Raw genomic sequence first — 2930 nt, forward strand, 5'->3', positions numbered from 1 at the left:
GGGCGACGTGGGCCGTGCGTACGGTCCGACCAGGCGCCCCGGCCAGGTGGTCGGGTACGGCACCGCGGGCTACGATGGGCACCCCGCATCGCTCGCCGAGTACATCGAACAGGTCGGCGACCCGACGCGTGGCGACCACGAGCGGTTCTCGGGGACCAAGCAGCCCGTCTACGTCCGAGGCAACGTCTACGCCGGTGGAGCGGAACCGTACGAGGCCGAGGACGGCCCGCTCGTCCTGCCGTCGCCCGCCGGCGTGACGATCGTCGACGAGGGTGACCAGGTCTTCCTCGAGGCTCAGCTGCCCGACGAGTTCGCCACGGCGCGCGTCGGCCTCGTCACCGGACGTGACCTCGAGCGCGTGCGGTTCGTCGACGCCGACTTCGAGGAACGGGACGGCACACCCGTCGCCGCCGCCACCGACCTGGTCGGGACCGTCAAGGCACCCGGGCAGGACTACGCCGCAGGACCGATCGCGGCGCTCGCGGGCGGTACCTCCCGGACGCGCGTCTGGTGAACCGCTGGGGTCGGCCGCCGCGGCCTGGGCTCGCCGCGGCCGACCCGGTCAGGCGCCGACGTACGCCGCGAGGTGCTCGCCGGTGAGGGTGGATCGGGCGGCGACCAGGTCGGCCGGTGTGCCCTCGAAGACGATCCGCCCGCCGTCGTGGCCGGCGCCGGGGCCGAGGTCGATGATCCAGTCGGCATGCGCCATGACCGCCTGGTGGTGCGCGATCACGATGACCGACCGGCCGGAGTCGACGAGCCGGTCGAGCATGCCGATGAGCTGCTCGACGTCGGCGAGGTGCAGGCCCGTGGTCGGCTCGTCGAGGACGTAGACGTCGCCCTTCTCGGCCATGCGGGTCGCGAGCTTGAGGCGCTGCCGCTCGCCGCCCGAGAGCGTGGTGAGGGGCTGGCCGAGGCTGAGGTAGCCGAGCCCGACGTCGGTGAGGCGGTCGAGGATGGCGTGCGCGGCCGGCGTGCGAGCCTCGCCGGCGCCGAAGAACTGCTCGGCCTCGGTCACCGACATCGCGAGCACCTCGCTGATGTCGCGCCCGCCGAGGTGGTACTCGAGCACGGACGCCTCGAACCGCTTTCCCTCGCACACCTCGCAGACGGTTGCGACGGTCGCCATCATCCCGAGGTCCGTGAAGGTGACGCCGGCGCCGTTGCAGTTCGGGCACGCACCCTCGGAGTTGGCACTGAACAGTGCCGGCTTGACGCCGTTGACCTTGGCGAACGCCTTGCGGATCGGGTCGAGGAGCCCGGTGTAGGTCGCCGGGTTGCTGCGTCGCGAGCCCTTGATCGCGCTCTGGTCGACCGACACCACGCCGTCCCGGCCGGCCACCGAGCCCTGGATCAGCGAGCTCTTCCCCGACCCGGCGACGCCGGTCAGCACGACCAGAACGCCGAGCGGGATGTCGACGTCGACGTCCTTGAGGTTGTGGGTGCTCGCGCCGCGCACCTCGAGCCTGCCCGACGGCGTCCGCACGGACGGCTTGACGGACGCACGGTCGTCCAGGTGGCGCCCGGTCAACGTGCCGCTTGCCCGCAGCCCGTCGACGGTCCCCTCGAAGACCACCTCGCCACCCGCGGTGCCGGCGCCCGGCCCGAGGTCGACGACGTGGTCGGCGATGACGATCGTCTCCGGCTTGTGCTCGACGACGAGCACCGTGTTGCCCTTGTCACGCAGCTGCAGCAGCAGGGTGTTCATCCGCTGGATGTCGTGGGGGTGCAGCCCGATCGTCGGCTCGTCGAACACGTAGGTGATGTCGGTGAGCGACGAGCCGAGGTGCCGGATCATCTTGGTGCGCTGGGACTCGCCGCCGGACAGCGTGCCGGCCGGCCGGTCGAGCGACAGGTAGCCCAGCCCGATCTCGACGAACGAGTCGAGGGTGTCCCGCAACGCCTCGAGCAGCGGCGCGACCGACGGCTCCGCGAGCTCGGCGGCCCACGCCGCGAGGTCGCTGATCTGCATCGCGCACGCGTCGGCGATGCTGATGCCGGCGATCTTCGAGGACCGGGCCGCCTCGGACAGCCGCGTGCCGTCGCAGTCGGGGCACGTCGTGAAGGTCACCGCGCGCTCGACGAACGCGCGGATGTGCGGCTGCAGCGCGTCGACGTCCTTGGACAGCATCGACTTCTGGAGCTTCGGGATCAGCCCCTCGTAGGTGAGGTTGATGCCCTCGACCTTGATCTTGGTCGGCTCCTTGCGGAGCAGGTCGTGGAGCTCCCGCTTCGTGAAGTCCCGGATCGGCTTGTCCGGGTCGAAGAAGCCGCAGCCGCTGAAGATCCGTCCGTACCAGCCGTCCATGCTGTAGCCGGGGATGGTGAGCGCGCCGCCGTTGAGGGACTTGCTGTCGTCGTACAGCGCGGTCAGGTCGATGTCGGTGACGGCCCCCCGGCCCTCGCAGCGCGGGCACATCCCGCCGGTGATGCTGAAGGTCCGGCGCTCCTTGACGGTCTGGTCGCCGCGCTGGAAGGAGATCGCACCCCCGCCGGTGGCCGACGCGACGTTGAACGAGAACGCCTGCGGCGAGCCGATGTGCGGCTGACCGAGCCTGCTGAAGAGGATGCGCAGCATCGCGTTGGCGTCGGTCGCGGTGCCGACCGTCGAGCGGACGTTGGCACCCATCCGCTCCTGGTCGACGATGATCGCGGTGGTCAGCCCGTCGAGGACGTCGACGTCGGGCCGCGCGAGCGTCGGCATGAACCCCTGGACGAACGCGCTGTAGGTCTCGTTGATCATCCGCTGCGACTCTGCGGCGATCGTGTCGAAAACCAGTGAGCTCTTGCCCGAGCCGGAGACGCCGGTGAACACCGTCAGCCGGCGCTTCGGGATCTCGACGCTCACATCCTTGAGGTTGTTCTCGCGGGCTCCGCGCACGCGGATCCAGTTGTGCGCATCCGCTGCGCGGGCGGCCTCGACACTCACG

1 protein-coding gene and 1 pseudogene are annotated in these 2930 nt (G+C 70.7%); one reads left to right on the plus strand and one right to left on the minus strand.

Features of this window, described 5'->3' with window-relative positions; all coding sequences use genetic code 11:
- Positions 1-514 (plus strand): annotated as a pseudogene (locus tag VFW79_RS04290) (hypothetical protein); the annotation flags it as partial.
- A 48-nt stretch (positions 515-562) separates the two neighbouring features.
- Here VFW79_RS04290 and VFW79_RS04295 read toward each other — a convergent pair.
- Entirely contained in the window at positions 563-2929 is a 2367-nt protein-coding gene (locus VFW79_RS04295) for an excinuclease ABC subunit UvrA (protein WP_329676081.1), read from the minus strand.
- Between the last annotated feature and the right edge of the window lies 1 nt (position 2930).

Source organism: Cellulomonas sp. (genome assembly GCF_036279715.1).
GTDB lineage: Bacteria > Actinomycetota > Actinomycetes > Actinomycetales > Cellulomonadaceae > Cellulomonas_A.